Genomic DNA, 19041 nt, shown 5'->3' with positions numbered 1-19041 from the left:
ACCCGCCCCATCAGGAGACAAGCAATGAACGCCAGCGAAAAATTCATCGCCTCGAGCGCCCACGTCGACGAAGCCGCCATCGCGCCGCTGCCAAACTCGCGCAAGGTCTACATCGCCGGCAGCCGCGCTGACATCCAGGTGCCGATGCGCGAGATCCGCCAGAGCGACACCCCCGCGTCCTTCGGTGCCGAGCCCAACCCGCCGATCTACGTCTACGACTGCTCCGGCCCCTACTCCGACCCGACCGCGAAGATCGACATCCGCTCCGGCCTGCCCGCCCTGCGCGCCGGCTGGATCGAAGAGCGTGGCGACACCGAGGTGCTGTCCGACCTCTCCTCCGAGTTCGGCCGCATCCGCGCCGCCGACGCCAAGCTCGACGAACTGCGCTTCCCCGGCCTGCACCGCAAGCCACGTCGCGCCAAACCCGGTGCGAACGTGTCGCAGATGCACTACGCCCGCCGCGGCATCATCACCCCCGAGATGGAATACATCGCCATCCGCGAGAACCTCAACCGCAAGGCCTACATCGAATCGCTCAAGGCCGCCGGCCCCACCGGCAACAAGATGGCCGCGCTGCTCGGCCGACAGCACCCGGGCCAGCACTTCGGCGCATCGATCCCGGAAGAGATCACCCCCGAGTTCGTGCGTGACGAAGTCGCCCGCGGCCGCGCCATCATCCCCAACAACATCAACCACCCCGAATCCGAGCCGATGATCATCGGCCGCAACTTCCTGGTGAAGATCAACGCCAACATCGGCAACTCGGCCCTGGGCTCGTCCATCTCGGAAGAGGTCGACAAGATGACCTGGGCCATCCGCTGGGGCGGCGACACGGTGATGGATCTGTCGACCGGCAAGAACATTCACGAAACCCGCGAGTGGATCATCCGCAACTCGCCAGTGCCGATCGGCACCGTGCCGATCTACCAGGCACTGGAAAAGGTCGACGGCAAGGCCGAGGACCTGACCTGGGAGATCTTCCGCGACACCCTCATCGAGCAGGCCGAACAGGGCGTGGACTACTTCACCATCCACGCCGGCGTGCTGCTGCGCTACATCCCGCTCACCGCCAACCGCATGACCGGCATCGTGTCGCGCGGCGGCTCGATCATGGCCAAGTGGTGCCTGGCGCATCACCAGGAGAGCTTCCTCTACACCCACTTCGAGGACATCTGCGAAATCATGAAGGCCTACGACGTGGCCTTCAGCCTCGGCGACGGCCTGCGTCCGGGCTCGATCTACGACGCCAACGACGAAGCCCAGCTCGGCGAGCTCAAGACCCTGGGCGAACTCACCCAGATCGCGTGGAAGCACGACGTGCAGGTGATGATCGAAGGCCCCGGCCACGTGCCGATGCACATGATCAAGGAAAACATGGACCTGCAACTCGAGCAGTGCCATGAAGCCCCCTTCTACACCCTGGGGCCGCTGACCACCGACATCGCCCCCGGCTACGACCACATCACCAGCGGCATCGGTGCGGCCACCATCGGCTGGTACGGCACCGCGATGCTGTGCTACGTGACGCCCAAGGAGCACCTCGGCCTGCCCAACAAGCAGGACGTGAAGGAAGGCATCATCACCTACAAGCTCGCCGCCCACGCCGCCGACCTCGCCAAGGGTCATCCGGGTTCGCAGATCCGTGACAACGCGCTGTCGAAGGCGCGCTTCGAGTTCCGCTGGGAAGATCAGTTCAACCTTGGCCTCGACCCTGACAAGGCCAAGGAATTCCACGACGAGACCCTGCCCAAGGATTCCGCCAAGGTCGCGCACTTCTGCTCGATGTGTGGCCCCCACTTCTGCTCGATGAAGATCACTCAGGACGTGCGCGACTTCGCCGCCCAGCAGGGCATCAGCGAAATCGATGCGCTGAAGAAGGGCATGGAAGTGAAAGCGGTGGAATTCGTGAAGAGTGGCGCCGAGGTCTATCGGAACGTGTAAGGCACGGGCTGCCACCGGCAGCTGACAGCAGCACACGAGCGGGCCCGATGCGGCCCGCTCTTTTTTGCCTGGTCGTTTGCCCGGCACGTCTGCCTCCGTCAACGGGCAGACGGGCATGCCGCAGCCGCTTGCCCGGGCGTCGGCGCCCCCCGCCTCAGTGCCGATGCGCCAGCCCGTCGGCTCGCCCGCGCAATATGCCCAGTTTGACGTACAGGGTACTGCGCGAAATACCGAGCGCCCTTGCGGCCTGGGAGATGTTCCCCTTGGCATTGGACACAGCCGAAAGAATCGCCTGTTGCTCCAGATCCTCCAGGCGAGCGCCATTCAGCCCCGCAGCAGGCAAGGCCGCCGGCGATGCTGCTTTCCGTCCGGCCGATACCAGCTCTTCAGGCAATACGCTGCGGTCGATCAGGCCGTTGTCACTCAGCGCGAAAAGCCCCTCGAACACGTTCTGCAACTCGCGGACGTTCCCGGGCCAGGGGTAATGCAACAAGGCGTCGACAACCTCCGGCGTGATGCGCTTGGCCGGACAGGCATACTTCTGTGCCAGACGCGCGTTCAGATGATCAACGATGCGGCTGATGTCATCCGGCCGCTCGCGCAACGCGGGAAGGCGAATGCTTGTCACGCACAGGCGATGAAACAGGTCTTCACGGAAGCGTCCCGCCGCAACCTCACCACGCAGATCTCGGTTGGTGGCCGCAATGATCCGGACGCTCACCCGACGCTCGCGCGTGTCGCCAAGACGTACCACGACGCCATCCTGCAGGACGCGCAGCAGATGGGGCTGCATGTCGAGCGGCATCTCACCAATCTCATCGAGAAACAGCACCCCGCCATCGGCGAGCTCGAACTTTCCCGGCAAGCCATTGCGGCGCGCACCGGTGAAAGCGCCCTCGACGTAGCCGAACAACTCACTGGCGAGCAGTTCGCGGGTCAGGGCACCACAGTTCACCGCAACAAACGGTGCGTCTGGCTTCACGCCCGCCTTGTGGATCGCCCGCGCAAACACCTCCTTGCCGACCCCGGTTTCGCCGAGCAGCATGACCGGCAGATCCAGGGGGGCCAGACGTTGCGCGCGGGCCTTCGCGGCCACCAGGGCATCCGATGCGCCGATGATTTCGGCAAATGGATCGGCCTTTGGACATGAAGCCGGTTCGCGCACCTCGCGCGCAGCCACACCCGGTGTCTGCCCACCCGAACCATGACCCAGCGGGATGACGAGCATGGTTCCCAGTTCGCCGCTCGGCGTGCGAACGACTTGCAGCCACTCCCTGTTCAGCCAGAGCGGCATGCGGACTGCGCGCTCGTCGGGCGAATGATCGAGGTCGAGCGCATCGACCTGGCCCCCGGTGATGGCCGGCAACTGCACACCGTGTTGCTCGCGTGCGAGATGCTGCCGCCCATTGCTCTTGAGCAGCCTTCCGCGACGATCGAACACCATGACGCAGTCGCCGCCAAAGCGCACAAAGCTGTCCATCGAATGTTCAAGCAGTCGGGCGTGGAGATCGCGTTCACGGCTCGCAAGGACGGCCTCGATCTGCTTTGCAGCGGCCATGACCAGGCCGAGGCTGTGCCCGTGAAAGGTCTCCTTCACGCCCGACACGTCGACCACGCCCAGCAAGGCCGTGCCGGTCAGGTCGAGTATGGGTGCAGCCGCGCAAGTCCAGCGTTTGACGTCGAGACAATAGTGTTCGCTGGCGTAGATCTGCACGGGCTTCAGCGCAGCAATCGCCGTGCCGATGGCGTTGGTGCCCATCGCGTTCTCAACCCAGCGCCCGCCCTGCGCCAGATTGACCGCCTCACCCGCATTGCGCGCCCGGGCATCGCCATGAAGGTCGATGATGGTGCCGCTGGGGTCGGTCAGCATGATGATGCTGCCGGACTCGTGCAGGACCTCCTTCATCGCATCCAGCACCGGACGTGCGGCCTCGTGCAGCGAATGGTGCTTCTCCCGCAGCGACCTGACCCATGCCTCGTCTGCCGTCGGAGCGCGACCCCGCGAGGGATCGACCGCTTCGGACCGGCAGCGTCGCCATGATTCAAGAACGACATCGCGCACAGGTGCATTCACGAGCGGATCGTCATGCACGAAGCGCTCCCAGGAGTCGGCTACTGCGTTTTCATTACCTGCACGTGGAATCATGGGATGTGATGAATGCATATTCAGCGTGTAATGGCCCCATCGGTGATGCGGGATTCGAGTCTGGTTAAAACTAATACCTCCACATCCGCACGTCAAGAAAATACCCAATGTAATCAATAATCTGTGCACCGCAACATGGCGTACGCCGAACTGTCTGAAGTCTGGACAGAAGTGTCCGACTGTCCGGAATCCGGACACTCCAGCACGCACCTCGCCACCCCGCCCCGTTCGCCATAAAAATAATTAACCCATTGATTTGTTTTTCTTTTGACATCCTCGATGTCATTTCCGTGCGCACCTGGAACAGCCCTTGCGATGTCTGGCACAGGGGAACACCCCGGGGGCGACTGAGATGCCTTGCCGGCGAATCGAATCACCAGGCGAGGGCCGTCGGCAAAAGTCTCAAAGCCCGACACATCAATGACAGGAGGCGACATGCAAGTTCAGGACTCAACCGTACAGGTGATGGGCATCGATGCCGGTGGCACGATGACTGACACCTTCTTCGTTCGCGCCGATGGGCGCTTTGTGGTGGGCAAGGCCCAGAGCAACCCGGGGGACGAATCGCTGGCCATCTTCAACTCGTCCGAAGACGCCCTGGCCCACTGGAACCGCACGGTGGACGACGTCTACCCGGAGCTTGCGACCTGCGTCTACTCCGGCACCGCGATGCTCAACCGCATCCTGATGCGCAAGGGGCTCGACGTCGGCCTGATCTGCAATCGCGGCTTTGAACAGATCCACTCCATGGGCCGGGCCCTGCAAAGCTACCTCGGCTACGCGCTGGAAGACCGCATCCACCTCAACACCCACCGCTACGACGAGCCGCTGGTACCCGTGTCGCGCACCCGCGGCGTCACCGAGCGCACCGACGTGCAGGGCAAGATCGTCATTCCGCTGCGTGAGGAAGAGGTCCGTCAGGCCACACGCGAACTGGTTGAGGCCGGCTCTCAGGCCATCGTGATCTGTCTGCTGCAGTCGCACAAGAACGAGATCAGCGAACAGCGCGCACGCGACCTTGCCAAGGATGAGTTGCAGAAGCTCAAGGTGGACATTCCGGTTTTCGCCTCGGTGGATTACTACCCGTCGCGCAAGGAAAGCCACCGCATGAACACCACCATTCTGGAAGCTTACGGCGCCGAACCTTCGCGTCAGACGCTGAAGAAGGTGAGCGACCGCTTCAAGAAGCATGGCGCCAAGTTCGACCTGCGGGTGATGGCCACACACGGCGGCACGATCAGCTGGAAGGCCAAGGAGCTCGCCCGCACCATCGTGTCCGGCCCGATCGGCGGCGTCATCGGCTCCAAGCTGCTGGGCGAGTACCTCGGTGACGAGAACATCGCCTGCTCCGACATCGGCGGCACAAGCTTCGACGTGGCGCTGATCACCAAGGGCAATTTCGCCATCAAGTCCGATCCCGACATGGCACGCCTGGTGCTGTCGCTGCCGCTGGTCGCCATGGACTCGGTCGGTGCCGGCGCCGGCAGCTTCGTGCGTCTCGACCCGTACAGCAAATCGATCAAGCTCGGGCCCGACAGCGCCGGCTATCGCGTCGGCACCTGCTGGGCCGACAGCGGGCTGGACACGGTATCGGTGTCCGACTGCCACGTCGTACTCGGCTACCTCAACCCCGAGAACTTCCTCGGCGGTGCGATCAAGCTCGACGTGCAGCGTGCCCGCGACCACATCAAGGCGCAGATTGCCGACCCGCTCGGCCTGTCGGTCGAAGATGCGGCAGCCGGCGTCATCGAACTGCTCGACCTCACCCTGTCCGAGTACCTGCGCGCCAACATCAGCGCCAAGGGCTACAACCCGGCCGAGTTCACCTGCTTCTCCTACGGCGGTGCCGGCCCGGTGCATACCTACGGCTATACCGAGGGCGTCGGATTCAAGGATGTCGTGGTGCCCGCCTGGGCCGCCGGCTTCTCGGCCTTCGGCTGCGCCTGCGCCGACTTCGAGTACCGCTACGACAAATCGGTGGACCTCGGCGTGGCGCAGTTCGCCAGCGATGCAGAGAAGGCTGCAGCCTGCGCCAGCCTGCAGGACGCCTGGGGCGAACTGGCGGTCAAGGTCATCGAGGAGTTCGTGATCAACGGCTACAAGGCCGAAGACGTGATGCTGATCCCCGGCTACAAGATGCAGTACATGGGCCAGCTCAACGACCTCGAGATCGTGTCCCCGGTCACCAGCGCATCCACCGCCGATGACTGGAACAAGATCATCGAGACCTTCGAGACCACCTACGGTCGCGTCTATGCCAACTCCGCGCGCTCGCCTGAGCTGGGCTTCTCCATCACCGGCGCGATTCTGCGCGGCATGGTCATGACGCAGAAGCCGGTGCTCCCGGAAGACCCGGATGCCGGCCCCACTCCGCCGCAGGAGGCCTATCTCGGCACCCGCCCCTTCTACCGCCACAAGAAGTGGGTCGAAGCATCACTGTGGAAGATGGAGTCGCTCAAGGCCGGTAACTACATCATGGGCCCCGCCATCATCGAATCCGATGCCACGACCTTCGTCGTGCCCGACGGCTTCGAAACGACGATCGACAAGCATCGCCTGTTCCACCTCAAAGAAGTCAAGTAAGGAGACAGATCATGAATATGATGAGCCACAAGGAAATCGGTGTCGGCAACCTGCTCAAGAGCGGCCTGACGCTCAAGCAGAACCGCGACGCAATCATTGCCCGCACCAAGGAGACCGGCTACTACGACGGTCTGGAGAAGCTCGAGCTGCGCGACAGCGACCCGATCGGCTACGAGAAGCTGTTCTCCAAGCTGCGCGGAGGCCTGGTCCACGCCCGTGAAACCGCCAAGAAGATCGCTGCCAGCCCGATCGTCGAGCAGGAAGGCGAGCTCTGCTTCACGCTGTACAACGCCGCCGGCGACTGCATCCTGACCTCGACCGGCATCATCATCCACGTCGGGACGATGGGCGCCGCGATCAAGTACATGATCGAGAACAACTGGGAAGCCAACCCGACGATCAACCCCGGCGACATGTTCACCACCAACGACTGCGCCATCGGCAACGTGCACCCCTGCGACATCGCCACCATCGTGCCGATCTTCTGGGAAGGCAAGCTGATCGGCTGGGTGGGCGGCGTCACCCACGTCATCGACACCGGCGCGGTCACACCGGGCTCGATGTCCACCGGCCAGACCCAGCGCTTCGGTGACGGCTACATGATCACCTGCCGCAAGACCGGCGTGAATGACGAGCCGCTGCGCGACTGGCTGCATGAATCGCAGCGTTCGGTGCGCACGCCCAAGTACTGGATCCTCGACGAAAAGACCCGAATCGCCGGTTGCCACATGATCCGCGAACTGGTCGAGGACGTGATCCGTGCTGACGGGCTCGACGCCTACGAGAAGTTCTCGCAGGAGGTCATCGAGGAGGGACGCCGCGGGCTGATGAGCCGCGTCAAGGCGATGACGCTGCCGGGCAAGTATCGCAAGGTGTCCTTTGTCGATGTGCCTTTCAACCACGACGACGTTCAGGTCTCCAACGCCTTCGCCAAGCTCGACTCGATCATGCACTCGCCCTGCGAGATGACGATCAAGCCGGACGGCAAGTGGCGCCTCGACTTCGAGGGTGCGAGCCGCTGGGGCTGGCACACCTTCAATGCCCATCAGGTGGCCTTCACCTCGGGCATCTGGGTGATGATGTGTCAGACCCTGGTACCGACCCAGCGCATCAATGACGGCGCCTACTACGCCACCGAGTTCCACCTGCCCAAGGGCACCTGGTGCAACCCGGACGACCGCCGCACCGGGCACGCCTACGCCTGGCACTTCCTGGTCTCGGGCTGGGCGGCACTGTGGCGCGGCCTCGGCCAGTCCTACTTCAGCCGCGGCTATCTGGAAGAGGTCAATGCCGGCAACGCCAACACCTCCAACTGGCTGCAGGGTGGTGGCATCAACCAGGACGGCGAGATCCACGCGGTCAACAGCTTCGAAGCCTCGTCCTGCGGCACCGGTGCCTGCGCGATCAAGGACGGCCTGAACCACGCCGCCGCCATCTGGAACCCCGAAGGCGACATGGGGGACATCGAGATCTGGGAAATGGCCGAGCCATTGCTCTATCTCGGACGCAACGTCAAGGCCAACTCCGGTGGCTATGGCAAGTACCGCGGCGGTTGCGGCTTCGAGACCTTGCGCATGGTGTGGAACGCCCAGGACTGGACGATGTTCTTCATGGGCAACGGCTACATGAACAGTGACTGGGGCATGATGGGCGGCTACCCCTCGGCCACCGGCTACCGTTTCGAAGCGCACAAGACCGGGCTCGAGCAGCGCATCACCGTCGGCGACTCCCTGCCGCTGGGTGGCGATATCGATCCGAGCAATCCGGACTACGAGCGTCACATTGATGCCACCGCGGTGGTCAAGCGCGACAAGCAGTGCGTCACCACCGAGGACTGCTACGACAACCACGACCTTTACCTCAACTACCTGCGCGGCGGCCCTGGCTTTGGCGATCCGATCGATCGCGAACCCAAGGCCATCGAGAGCGACCTCAACCAGAAGTTCCTGCTCCCCGAGTACGCACGGAAGGTGTATGGCGCGGTGTTCTCGCAGGATGCCAAGGGCGTGTTCACGGTCGATGCCGCCGCGACCCAGGCGCGCCGTGCCGAGATGCGCAAGGAACGCCTTGCACGTGCCTTGCCGACCCGCGAGTGGATGAAGGAAGAGCGCGAACGCATCCTCAACAAGCATGCGTCGGTGCAGGTGCAGCACATGTTCGCCACCAGCTTTGCACTGTCGGAGAAGTTCACCCGCCAGTTCAAGGACTTCTGGACCCTTCCGGCCGACTGGCAGTTGCTGGAAGACGAACTCGATGTGCCGACCTACGGCTCCAAGCATCGCATGGACCTCTCACTGATGCCGGACGTCACGACCGTTGTCCAGGTCGAAGAGTGACCTCCCAGGCAAACGACCAAGATAATCAAGGAGCAATCAATGTCTACCTACACGAATGAACAGGTTTCGCACCTGGTCGACGGCTCGCTGGACTGGGAAACCACCTTCCGCATGCTGTCCATGCCCAAGGACAACAGCCGCTTCAAGCAGTACGTCGATGCCTTGCAGAAGAAGGTCACGTTCAAGGACCGCATCGTCCTGCCGCTCGGCCCGCACATGTACATCGTGCAGTCCGCAAAGAGCAAGAAGTGGCTCATCAAGTGTGATTGCGGTCACGAGTTCTGCGACTACCGCGAGAACTGGAAGATGCATGCCTCGATCTACGTGCGCGACACCGAAGAGGCCATGACCGAGGTGTACCCCAGGCTAATGGCGCCTGACACGCAGTGGCAGGTCTATCGCGAGTACTACTGCCCGACCTGCGGCACGATGCACGACGTCGAAGCGCCCACCCCCTGGTATCCGGTGATCCACGACTTCGAGCCGGATATCGAGTCCTTCTACAAGGACTGGATCGGCATGCCGGTGCCGGAACGCGCTGACTGAGCGCTGTTCCGCGCGGGGCAGGCCACGGCCTGCCCCGTTTTTTTGCCAGAGACAGGATCTGAGGGGAGTCGAAAAGATATGAACAAGGTGTACACGGATGGCGCAGCAGCCCTCGACGGACTGCTGTTCGATGGCATGACCCTGGCGTCGGGCGGCTTCGGCCTGTGCGGCATACCGGAGAATCTCATTGACGCGGTGCTGCAGGCCGGCACCCGCGAACTGACCATTGTCGGCAACAATGCCGGCGTCGACGATTTCGGCATGGGGCCGCTGCTCAAGACGCGCCAGGTAAAGAAGGTGGTCGCGTCCTACGTGGGCGAGAACAAGGAGTTCGAACGTCAGGTGCTCGCCGGCGAACTGGAACTCGAACTCGTTCCCCAGGGCACGCTGGCCGAACGCCTGCGCGCAGGCGGCGCCGGCATCCCGGGCTTCTACACCCGCACCGCGTACGGCACGCTCCTCGCCAAGGACAAGGAAACACGTTCCTTCGACGGACGCGAATATGTGCTCGAACCCGCGATCCAGGCCGACGTCTCCATCGTCAAGGCGTGGAAGGGCGATCGCGCCGGCAACCTGGTTTTCCGTAAAACGGCCCGTAACTTCAATCCGATGATCGCCACCTGCGGTCGCATCACCGTCGCCGAGGTCGAGGAACTAGTCGAACCGGGGGAGCTGGATGCGGACCAGATCCATACTCCGGGCATCTACGTCGACCGCATCATCCAGGGGCGCGACTACCAGAAACGCATCGAATTCCGCACCACGGCCGGCGCCGCCGCACCCGGCAAGCACGACCCTGTACGCGACCGCATGGCACAGCGTGCCGCCCAGGAGTTGCGTAACGGTTTCTACGTCAATCTCGGCATCGGCATCCCGACCCTGGTCGCCAACTACATCCCGGACGGCATGCAGGTGACGCTGCAGTCGGAGAACGGCCTGCTCGGCATCGGCCCCTTTCCCACCGCCGAGGCGCTGGACCCCGACCTGATCAACGCCGGCAAGCAGACCATCACCAGCCTGCCGGGCAGCAGCTTCTTCTCCAGCGCAGACTCCTTCGCGATGATTCGCGGCGGGCATGTAGACCTTTCCATTCTCGGCGGGCTCGAAGTGTCGGAAAACGGCGACCTGGCCAACTGGATGGTACCGGGCAAGATGGTCAAGGGTCCCGGCGGCGCAATGGACCTGGTCTCCGGCGTCGGTCGAGTGATCGTGCTGATGGAACACACGGCGCGGGACGGCTCGCCCAAGATCCTGCCCCAGTGCAGTCTGCCGCTGACCGGAAAAGGCGTGGTGGACATGATCATCACCGACCTGTGCGTCTTCCTCGTCAATCAGGCAGGCGGACTGACGCTGACCGAACTGCATCCGGGCGTGACACTCGATGAAGTGCGGGCCAAGACCGGCTGCGGGTTCGCGGTACAGACCACACCCGCATGGCGTCTCTCCCCCGACCTGATGGCCTGCAACGACTGAACCGCCAGGGGGTCAGAACGCACCGGGCCCGCGCCCGATCGTTCTGACCCGGCACACCGCGTCCCCCATCCCATCCGGGGCAGCCCCCGCGCAAACGCTGCGGGCGCAGCGCTCCCCTCAAGCCCCCCTCTTCGCGGCATGCGCGCCTGTCTTTCGGGCCAGGAACAGGCGCCGACACCCCGCGCCTGCGCCGCTGCAGACTCCATCGCGGGCAAATCAGCACAGCAATCACACGGCGCGGCGCCATTTACAGGTAAACTTCCGCCTTTCGCCAACGTGTCCCGGACACCTTCGACTGCCGTGCAGCCCAACCTGTCCCGCTCCCCGCAAATCGCCGCATGACCGTGTTCGATACTTTCTCTGAAGCCGACATCATCACCTGGCTCGGACAGCGCGAACTGGACAAGGGGCGCGCCTGCCTGCGTGCGACGAGCAACCTGCAGCTTGAGGGCGACCTGCTTTCGGCACAGGTTCAGGGCTCTGCGCGTCAGCCCTACCGTGTGGCGATCCGGTTCAACCCGCACCCGCTGGCCGCACGCGCCTTGCAGTCCACCTGCAGTTGCCCTGTGGGCGGCAGTTGCAAACACGTCGCGGCCACCCTGCTGGCGTGGCTGAACCGCCGCCAGGACCCGAATCGTCCGCGCGAGCAGGTGCTGGCCTGGGTCGAGGCCTTCCGCGCCGCAGCCGGGGTGCCCGCTGCCCCGACCGAACGACAGGCATCGACCACCCACGGCCTGCGCTATCTGGTCCGCTTCGACCCCGAAACCCGCCAGTACGCACTGAACTGCTTCAAGGTCAGACTGGACCGTCAGGGCCAGATCCGCAGTTCGGAGAACTGGAGCAACTACGAGCGGGCGCTCGACGCACCACCCTCGTTCATCGACGACACGGATCTCGACATCCTGCGCCTGCTGTGGGCCCAGCGCCCGCGCGGCCCGCTTTTCGACAACCCGCTGCCGCTCGCCGGGCGCAACTCGCAGGCGCTGGTCGAGGCACTGGTCGAAAGCGGGCGATGCCACTTCGAAGACCTCATGAACCCGGCACTGAAGCCGGGCGCTGCCCGCCCCGGCCGCCTCGAATGGCTGACCACCACGGATGGTCGCCGTGCGCCTGCCCTGCGCGTCGAACCGCAAGCCGAACTGGTCATGCCCCTGGTGCCGCCCTGGTACGTGGAGCGCAAGACCAACGAAGCCGGGCTCATCACGCTCGACGCAGCGCCCGAGCAGATCGTCCGCCTGCTCTTGCTGCCCCCGCTCACCCCGTCAGAATCCGAACTCGTCGCCGACACCCTGCGCGAAGTCGCGCCCGAGCTCCCCGGGCCGGCCAGCAGCGATGCCCCCGCGGTACGCGTCGGCGGCCCCGCCATCCCGGTGCTGCGCATTGGCACCCTCGATGTGGCGGGCGTGAACTTTCGCAGCTATCCGCGCTACGGCCTTGAGCACTTCGATTACGCAACCCTGGCTTTCCGCTACGGCGAACTCACCATCGACGCGCATGACAGCGCAATGCTGCACGCGCTGCCGGACGGCCGCACCGCCCGCCTCGAGCGCGATGCCGACGTCGAGGCCGCCGCAGCACGCCGCCTGGTCCGCAGCGGTCTGGCCAAGGTCCCGCCAGGCAAGGTTCACGGAGGCTACGACCTTGTGCCCGCGCACATGCTGGGGCTCTCGGACGAAGACGAGTGGGCACAGTTCACCGCCAATGAGTTGCCACAACTGCGGGCCGAAGGCTGGATCATCGAGATGCCGGCGGACTTCCGTCATCACGCAGTCGATATCGACGCCCTGATCCTCGACGTCGACGAAGCCGAGAGCGGCTGGCTCGACATTTCGCCGGGAATCGAGGTCGATGGCCGCCCGGTCGCGCTGGCGCCCTTGCTAACGACGCTGTTCGCGCAGGACGGACGCTGGCTGTCGGGGGCGCTGGACCAGATCGGCGACGACGAATCCATCTTCCTGCACCACGAGGAACTCGGCCGGCTGCGCATTCCGGCCCGCCGCCTCAAGCCGCTGGTGCGCGCACTGGTCGACCTCTTCGACAGCCCCGGCGAGCCCATGCGCCTGCCCGCTTTCGATGCCGGACGACTGGCCGAACTGGAACTTCCCGGTCGCGGCGCTGACACCCTGCTCGCGCTGTCGGCACGCATGCGCAACGCCGAAGGCATCAAGAGCGTACGCGCACCGCGAGGCTTCAAGGCCGAGCTGCGCCCCTACCAGCTCGAAGGCCTGGCGTGGCTGCAGCATCTCGTGCGACACGACCTCGCGGGCATTCTTGCCGACGACATGGGTCTGGGCAAGACGGCGCAGGCACTCGCCCACCTGCTTACCGAAAAACAGGCCGGCCGCCTCGACCAGCCCGCCCTGGTCATCCTGCCGACCTCGCTGGTGTTCAACTGGCAGTCCGAAGCCAAGCGCTTTGCCCCCCGGCTCAAGGTGCTGAACCTGCACGGCGCAGATCGTCACGCACGTTTCGACGAACTCGACGGCGTCGACGTGGCGCTCACAACCTATCCCTTGCTGTGGCGCGACGCCGAGGCGCTGCAGGCCCGTGAATGGAGCCTGCTGATCCTCGACGAGGCACAGACCGTCAAGAATGCAGCAAGCAAGGGCGCACAGGTCATTCGCCAGATCCGCGCCCGGCACCGGCTCGGCCTCACCGGCACGCCGCTGGAGAACCACCTCGGCGAGCTGTGGGCGCAGTTCGACTTCCTGCTGCCGGGCTTTCTCGGCGACCTCAAGCAGTTCACCCGCATCTGGCGTACGCCGATCGAAAAGCATGGTGACACCGTGCGCCGCGACCTCCTCGCAGCCCGGCTCAAACCTTTCATCCTGCGCCGGCGCAAGGAAGACGTCGCCACCGAACTGCCGCCCAAGACCATCATCGTGCGCAGCGTCGCCTTTGAAGGCGCACAGCGCGACCTGTACGAGACCGTGCGCGCAGCGATGAACGAAAAGATTCGCGGCGAGATTGCCAGCAAGGGCTTCGCCCGCAGCCAGATCGTGATCCTCGACGCCTTGCTGAAACTGCGTCAGGTCTGCTGCGACCCCCGCCTCCTCAAGTCCCCGGCCGCATCGCGCGTCACCGAGCGGGCGAAGCTCGACATGCTGATGGACATGCTGCCCGAACTCATCGATGAGGGACGGCGGATTCTGGTGTTCTCGCAGTTCACCCAGATGCTGTCGCTGATCGCAGCCGAGCTCGACGAGGCACAGATCGGCTGGGTCAGCCTCACCGGCGACACCCGCGACCGTCGCATTCCGGTGGAAGACTTCCAGCAGGGCCGCGCGCCGGTGTTCCTGATCAGCCTCAAGGCCGGCGGCGTCGGCCTCAACCTGACCGCGGCAGACACCGTGATCCATTACGATCCATGGTGGAACCCCGCCGCCGAGAACCAGGCAACCGACCGTGCCCACCGCATCGGGCAGGACAAGCCGGTGTTCGTGTTCAAGCTCATCTGTGCCGGCAGCATCGAGGAACGCATCCTCGCCCTGCAGGACAAGAAAGCCGCGCTGGCAGCCGGCGTGCTGTCGGAAGATGGCAACGCGCTGGCCAAGTTTGGCGAGTCCGACATCGCCGCCCTGCTCGCGCCACTGCCGGCAGAGAAGGGCTAGGCCAAGGCAGCGCCCAACAAAAAGGGCCCGCCCGCAGCGACTGCGGACGGGCCCTTTGCCATTCAGTCAGACCGGTGCCGGTTTACTTCGCAGGCTCGGCAATGAAGATCTCGACCCGGCGGTTCATCGCGCGACCAGCCGCCGTGCTGTTGTCAGCCACCGGCTCGCGCGAACCACGGCCGTCGATGGTGATGCGATTCGGCGCCACGCCACGTGCCGTCAGATAGTCACGCGTCGCGGCCGCACGATTGATCGACAGCGGGTTATTCACCGCATCCGAGCCCGTGCTGTCGGTATGGCCGACGATGGTTACCGTGGTCACCGTGTACTGGGTGAGGTTGGAAGCCAGCCGGTCGAGCACAGGGCGCAGATTGGGCTTGATGTCGTAGCGGCCGGTATCGAAGGAGATGTCGCTCGGGATATCAAGCTTGAGACGGTTGTCCGAGGTCTGCATCACCCCGACGCCGGTTCCCTGGCTCGCCTGCTCCATGGCCGCTTTCTGCTCCTGCATGCGCTGCGACCACAGGTAGCCACCGCCCGCACCGATCGCGGCACCCGCCGCTGCGCCGATGGCAGTCGCCTCTCCGCGATTGCCCTTGCCCGAAGTTGCTGCCCCCAGCACAGCGCCGGCAACAGCACCGATGGCCGCACCGGTACCGGTGTCACGCTGGGTTTCATTCATCCCTGCGCACCCACTGACAAGTGCCACGCAAACAACGGAAGAAATAATGGTCTTCATGGTGATCGAGCCTCCTTTCTTGTTGGCGAATAGTTATTGGACCACGATTCATGCCCAACAATTCTGCAGTGTTGCACGTCTGAGCACACAGACCGGAATGCAACAAAGCGTTAGCGCGACTGCTGATCAGGCCCTGATGGCATTGAACAGACTGTAGCCCGCCCAGGTCATCAGCACCGATCCTGCGACATGAGCGCCCAGATGCACGCCGAACCACAGCCAGGCACCCCGCTGAACCAGGTGAAAGGCCTCCGCGGAAAACGTCGAGAAGGTGGTGAGACCGCCCAGCAACCCCGTCGTCAGCATCAGCTTCACGGTCGGTGACAATGAAGGCAGCGCATGCACCATCGCAAGCGCCAGCCCCATCAGAAATCCACCGGTGAGGTTTGCCACCAGCGTTCCCAGCGGGATCTTTGCAGACACCGGGTTGAGCCACACGCCCAAGCCCCACCGCAGCCACGCGCCACACGCTGCACCCACACCGACTGCGGCAAACGCCGAGAAGTTCATATCGAAACCCGAAGTTCGTAGTGGAAGTCCATCAACCCGCAACCGGCGCCGACGCCGGCACCGTATCGACGGCGCCCTCCACATGCAGCGTGCGGGTCGGGAACGCGATCTCGGCGCCATGACGCTCGATGATTTCGGCGATTTTCAGCATCACATCCTGCTTGACCTCGTGATACGCCACCCAGGCCGTCGTCACGGTGAAGGTGTACACCATGATGTCGAGCGAAGACGCGGCAAACTGGGTGAAATTCACGATCATGGTCGGCGCCTGGTCGATGTCCGGATGCGCGCGCAGCATGGCCTTGATGTCTCTCACGATCGGCGCCACCTTGTCGATGTCGGCGTAGCGCAGTCCAACCGTTTCCTTGATGCGGCGATTGCTCATCCGCGACGGGTTTTCCACCGTGATCTGGGTGAACACCGAGTTGGGCACATACAGCGGGCGCTTGTCGAAGGTGCGGATGCGGGTCAGGCGCCAGCCGATCTCCTCCACCGTGCCTTCGATCTCCTTGTCCGGAGAGCGAATCCACTCTCCCACCACGAAGGGCCGGTCGAGATACACCATCAGTCCGCCGAAGAAGTTGGCCAGCAGATCCTTGGCGGCAAAGCCGACCGCAATGCCGCCGACACCGCCGAACGCCAGCACCCCGGATATCGAGAAGCCCAGACTCTGCAGCCCGACCAGCACGGCGGTAATCAGCACCGAGATGCGCAGCAGCTTTCCGATTGCGTCCACCGTGGTGCGATCGACCGACTCGCCCTGCGCCAGGCGCTGTGCCATCACGCCGTCCTGCACATTGGAGATGAAGCGCACGAGGAACCAGGTGATGCAGCCGATGACGCCGATGGTGCGCACCGGCGCAACCGCTTCGAACAGCGCGGCATCCGCGTGTGCCTGCACGATGCGCGCAGCAAAGGTGATGCCGACGATCCATGCCAGCAGCGTGAGCGGCTTGCGGGCTGCGGAGACCAGGGCAAAGTCCCACGGCGTGGTGGTCAGCCGGGTACGCTCTTCAAGCCGGGCCAGCACCCTGCGCAGAAAAAAGTTGGCCACCACGACCACCAGCACGACAACGAAGACCTGCAGCACCAGTGCAAGCAGCGCATCGCCACCGGCAATCTGTTTCAGCCAGCTTTCAAGCGAATCGAGGTTCATGAGTCACATACCAGGCGAAAACAGGCTCCATTGTACCCAAGGCTGATGTCGCGCCACGGACGTGATCAGGCGCCAAGGGCGGCGCATCGGCTACAATTTCGCCCAAGCCAGTAACCAACCCGGCGCATCGCGCGCCGCAACCCGGACCCGCCCCACCCGATGAATCCGAACGACACCAAGGCTGCACCCGCTCCTGCCACCAATTTCGTGCGCAACATCATCGATGAAGACATGCGCAGCGGCAAATGGGCCGGCCGCGTGGAAACCCGTTTCCCGCCCGAACCGAATGGCTACCTGCACTATGGCCACGCCAAATCGATCTGCCTGAACTTCGGCCTTGCCGAAGCCTACGATGGCGCCTGCCATTTGCGCTTCGATGACACCAACCCCGAGAAGGAAGAGCAGGAGTACGTCGACTCGATCATCGAGGCCGTGCAGTGGCTCGGCTTCAAATGGGGCAAGCACCTGTATTTTGCCTCCGACTACTTCGACATCATGTACGCCTGCGCGGTGTCGCTGATCAAGGCCGGCAAGGCCTACGTCGATTCGCAGTCGGCCGACGAGATGCGCGCCAACCGCGGCACACTCACCAAGCCCGGCACCAACAGCCCCTGGCGCGACCGCAGCGTGGCCGAAAACCTCGACCTCTTCAGCCGCATGCGTGCCGGTGAGTTTGCCGAAGGCAGCCAGATCCTGCGCGCCAAGATCGACATGGCGAGCCCCAACATCAACCTGCGCGACCCTGCGATCTACCGCATCCGCAAGGCGACCCACCACCGCACGGGCGACAACTGGTGCATCTATCCGATGTACACCTTCGCCCACCCGATCGAGGACGCCATCGAAAGCGTCACCCACTCGATCTGCACGCTCGAATTTGCCGATCAGCGCCCGTTCTACGACTGGCTGCTCGACGCGCTGGCCACCGCCGGTCACTTCCCGCGTCCGCTGCCGCAGCAGATCGAGTTTGCCCGCCTCAACCTCACTTACGTCGTGCTGTCCAAGCGCAAGCTGATCCAGCTTGTAGACGAAGGCCATGTCGACGGCTGGGACGACCCGCGCCTGCCAACCCTGATCGGCGCCCGTCGACGCGGCTTCACCCCCGAGGGTTTCCGTCTGTTCGCCGAGCGTATCGGCGTCTCCAAGGGCGACGCGTGGATCGACATGAGCGTGCTCGAGGAGTGCATGCGCGAACACCTCAACGACTCGGCCCCGCGCCGGGTCGCCGTGCTCGATCCGCTCAAGCTCGAGCTGAGCAATTACCCCGCCGGCCAGAGCGAGCAGTGCCACGCCCCGAACCACCCGCTGAAACCCGAACTGGGCAAGCGCGAGATGCCGTTTTCGCGCGAACTGTGGATCGAGCGTGAGGACTTCATGGAAGAGCCGGTCAAGGGCTTTCACCGCCTCTACCCCGGCAACATGGTGCGTCTGCGCTATGGCTATGTCGTCAAATGCACCGGCTGCGAGAAGGATGCCGACGGCAATGTCGTCAAGGTGCTGGCCGAGTACATGCCCGACTCCAAGTCCGGCACACCGGGCGCCGACAACTACAAGGTCAAGGGCAACCTGCACTGGGTGTCTGCTGCCCATGGCTATGCGACCGAAGTCCGCATCTACGACCGCCTGTTTGCCCATCCTCACCCCGGGCAGCGTCGCGAAGGCGACGCGGAGGAGATGGAGCGGAACTTCCTTGACGACATCAACCCCGACTCAAAACAGGTCATCACCGCCTGGCTCGAACCGGCGCTGCGCGGTGCGCATCCTGAAGACCACTTCCAGTTCGAGCGCCACGGTTATTTCGTCGCCGACCGTCGCGACTCTGCGGATGGAGCGCCCGTATTCAACCGCACGGTCACGCTCAAGGATTCCTGGGCAAAGGTCAGCAAGAAGGGCTGACGGCCGGCACGCGGGGGCCTTTCCGGGGTCCCGCGCACTCAAGCTTCCATTGCAGCAGGGACACAGTAGCGGGCGACGCCACAAGGATCATCACGCACTGATAG

General features: G+C 64.0%; 11 protein-coding genes. 7 read left to right on the top strand and 4 right to left on the bottom strand.

The window, feature by feature from the left end:
* The first annotated feature begins 24 nt into the window (after positions 1-24).
* A complete protein-coding gene (gene thiC / locus CEW83_RS18695) occupies positions 25-1941 on the top strand; it encodes a phosphomethylpyrimidine synthase ThiC (RefSeq protein WP_108950706.1) in 1917 nt (638 codons plus the stop codon).
* 154 nt (positions 1942-2095) lie between these two features.
* On the opposite strand, the gene CEW83_RS18690 is transcribed toward thiC, so the two are convergent.
* Positions 2096-4087: a sigma-54-dependent Fis family transcriptional regulator gene (locus CEW83_RS18690; protein ID WP_234418900.1), complete on the bottom strand. Its 1992-nt coding sequence runs from the start codon at positions 4085-4087 to the stop codon at positions 2096-2098.
* Between the two features lie 435 nt (positions 4088-4522).
* Between CEW83_RS18690 and CEW83_RS18685 the strand changes: the two genes are divergently transcribed.
* The 5 genes from CEW83_RS18685 (at position 4523) to CEW83_RS18665 (ending at position 14636) form a co-directional block, all read left to right on the top strand.
* The gene (locus tag CEW83_RS18685) at positions 4523-6670 is read left to right on the top strand and encodes a hydantoinase/oxoprolinase family protein (RefSeq protein ID WP_108950704.1); all 2148 of its coding nucleotides are present in this window, start codon (positions 4523-4525) and stop codon (positions 6668-6670) included.
* Between the two features lie 11 nt (positions 6671-6681).
* Entirely contained in the window at positions 6682-9006 is a 2325-nt protein-coding gene (locus CEW83_RS18680; RefSeq protein ID WP_108950703.1) for a hydantoinase B/oxoprolinase family protein, read from the top strand.
* Positions 9007-9045: 39 nt separating this feature from the next.
* The gene (locus CEW83_RS18675; protein ID WP_108950702.1) at positions 9046-9552 is read left to right on the top strand and encodes an acetone carboxylase subunit gamma; all 507 of its coding nucleotides are present in this window, start codon (positions 9046-9048) and stop codon (positions 9550-9552) included.
* A 78-nt stretch (positions 9553-9630) separates the two neighbouring features.
* Positions 9631-11025 (top strand): 3-oxoacid CoA-transferase, encoded by a 1395-nt coding sequence (locus CEW83_RS21780; protein ID WP_108950701.1) that lies wholly within the window; start codon positions 9631-9633, stop codon positions 11023-11025.
* Between the two features lie 338 nt (positions 11026-11363).
* Positions 11364-14636, top strand: a complete 3273-nt coding sequence (locus CEW83_RS18665; RefSeq protein WP_108950700.1) for a DEAD/DEAH box helicase — start codon at positions 11364-11366, stop codon at positions 14634-14636.
* A gap of 82 nt (positions 14637-14718) precedes the next feature.
* Here CEW83_RS18665 and CEW83_RS18660 read toward each other — a convergent pair whose 3' ends face one another.
* The 3 genes from CEW83_RS18660 to CEW83_RS18650 form a co-directional block, all read right to left on the bottom strand.
* Positions 14719-15375, bottom strand: a complete 657-nt coding sequence (locus CEW83_RS18660; protein ID WP_108950699.1) for an OmpA family protein — start codon at positions 15373-15375, stop codon at positions 14719-14721.
* 126 nt (positions 15376-15501) lie between these two features.
* Positions 15502-15885 (bottom strand): fluoride efflux transporter CrcB, encoded by a 384-nt coding sequence (crcB, locus tag CEW83_RS18655; protein WP_108950698.1) that lies wholly within the window; start codon positions 15883-15885, stop codon positions 15502-15504.
* A 31-nt stretch (positions 15886-15916) separates the two neighbouring features.
* A complete protein-coding gene (locus CEW83_RS18650; protein WP_108950697.1) occupies positions 15917-17041 on the bottom strand; it encodes a mechanosensitive ion channel family protein in 1125 nt (374 codons plus the stop codon).
* Between the two features lie 159 nt (positions 17042-17200).
* Between CEW83_RS18650 and CEW83_RS18645 the strand changes: the two genes are divergently transcribed.
* Positions 17201-18937, top strand: a complete 1737-nt coding sequence (locus tag CEW83_RS18645; protein ID WP_108950696.1) for a glutamine--tRNA ligase/YqeY domain fusion protein — start codon at positions 17201-17203, stop codon at positions 18935-18937.
* The last annotated feature ends 104 nt before the right edge of the window (positions 18938-19041 follow it).

Source organism: Parazoarcus communis (genome assembly GCF_003111645.1).
Classification (GTDB): domain Bacteria; phylum Pseudomonadota; class Gammaproteobacteria; order Burkholderiales; family Rhodocyclaceae; genus Parazoarcus; species Parazoarcus communis_A.
Note: the sequence above shows the minus strand (reverse complement) of the source record. Positions and strands in the feature narration are given on the sequence as shown.

Excerpts from the sequence above, each read along its gene's own strand:
- CEW83_RS18660 (WP_108950699.1), bottom strand. The coding sequence starts at position 15,375 with ATGAAGACCATTATTTCTTCCGTTGTTTGCGTGGCACTTGTCAGTGGG.
- CEW83_RS18650 (WP_108950697.1), bottom strand. The coding sequence starts at position 17,041 with ATGAACCTCGATTCGCTTGAAAGCTGGCTGAAACAGATTGCCGGTGGC.
- CEW83_RS18665 (WP_108950700.1), top strand. The coding sequence starts at position 11,364 with ATGACCGTGTTCGATACTTTCTCTGAAGCCGACATCATCACCTGGCTC.
- CEW83_RS18685 (WP_108950704.1), top strand. The coding sequence starts at position 4,523 with ATGCAAGTTCAGGACTCAACCGTACAGGTGATGGGCATCGATGCCGGT.
- CEW83_RS18675 (WP_108950702.1), top strand. The coding sequence starts at position 9,046 with ATGTCTACCTACACGAATGAACAGGTTTCGCACCTGGTCGACGGCTCG.
- CEW83_RS21780 (WP_108950701.1), top strand. The coding sequence starts at position 9,631 with ATGAACAAGGTGTACACGGATGGCGCAGCAGCCCTCGACGGACTGCTG.
- CEW83_RS18690 (WP_234418900.1), bottom strand. The coding sequence starts at position 4,087 with ATGATTCCACGTGCAGGTAATGAAAACGCAGTAGCCGACTCCTGGGAG.
- CEW83_RS18680 (WP_108950703.1), top strand. The coding sequence starts at position 6,682 with ATGAATATGATGAGCCACAAGGAAATCGGTGTCGGCAACCTGCTCAAG.
- crcB (WP_108950698.1), bottom strand. The coding sequence starts at position 15,885 with ATGAACTTCTCGGCGTTTGCCGCAGTCGGTGTGGGTGCAGCGTGTGGC.
- thiC (WP_108950706.1), top strand. The coding sequence starts at position 25 with ATGAACGCCAGCGAAAAATTCATCGCCTCGAGCGCCCACGTCGACGAA.
- CEW83_RS18645 (WP_108950696.1), top strand. The coding sequence starts at position 17,201 with ATGAATCCGAACGACACCAAGGCTGCACCCGCTCCTGCCACCAATTTC.